1 protein-coding gene is annotated in these 893 nt (G+C 65.6%); it reads left to right on the top strand.

From position 1 onward, the window contains the following. Positions 1-893: ABC transporter ATP-binding protein (locus IF47_RS0126675; RefSeq protein ID WP_031511581.1), on the top strand; the 893-nt coding region annotated here is incomplete at both ends.

Genomic DNA, 893 nt, shown 5'->3' with positions numbered 1-893 from the left:
GTGGTGTTCAAGCGGCAGATCGGTGCGGTGCGGGCGGTGGACGACGTGTCGTTCACCCTGCACCAGGGCGAGACGCTGGGCATCGTGGGGGAGTCCGGGTGCGGCAAGTCGACGGTGGCCAAGCTGTTGATGAACCTGGAGCGGCCCACCGCCGGGCAGATCCTGTACAAGGGCGAGGACATCACCCGGTTGTCGGGGCGGGCGTTGAAGGCGGTGCGGCGGAACATCCAGATGGTGTTCCAGGATCCCTACACCTCGCTCAATCCGCGGATGACGGTCGGGGACATCATCGGGGAGACGTTCGAGATCCATCCGGAGGTGGCGCCGAAGGGGGATCGGCGGCGGCGGGTCCAGGAGTTGCTGGATGTGGTGGGGCTGAATCCGGAGTACGTCAACCGGTATCCGCATCAGTTCTCCGGGGGGCAGCGGCAGCGGATCGGGATCGCTCGGGGGCTGGCGTTGAATCCGGAGGTGATCATCTGTGACGAGCCGGTGTCGGCGTTGGACGTGTCGGTGCAGGCGCAGGTGGTGAACCTGATGGAGCGGCTGCAGGACGAGTTCAATCTGTCGTACATCTTCATCGCGCACGATCTGTCGATCGTGCGGCACATCTCGGATCGGGTCGGGGTGATGTATCTGGGGAAGATGGCGGAGATCGGGTCGGATGTGGAGATCTATGATCATCCGACGCATCCGTATACCCAGGCGTTGTTGTCGGCGGTGCCGCAGCCGGATCCGGAGAGTCGGGATCGGCGGGAGCGGATTCTGTTGTCGGGGGATGTGCCGTCGCCGGCGGATCCGCCGTCGGGGTGTCGGTTCCGGACGCGGTGTTGGAAGGCGCAGGAGCGGTGTGCGCGGGAGGTGCCGGTGTTGGCGGTGCCGGAGCGGTTCGT

Source organism: Streptomyces megasporus (assembly GCF_000718985.1).
Lineage (GTDB): Bacteria > Actinomycetota > Actinomycetes > Streptomycetales > Streptomycetaceae > Streptomyces > Streptomyces megasporus.
This window is presented reverse-complemented; position numbering and strand designations above follow the sequence as displayed.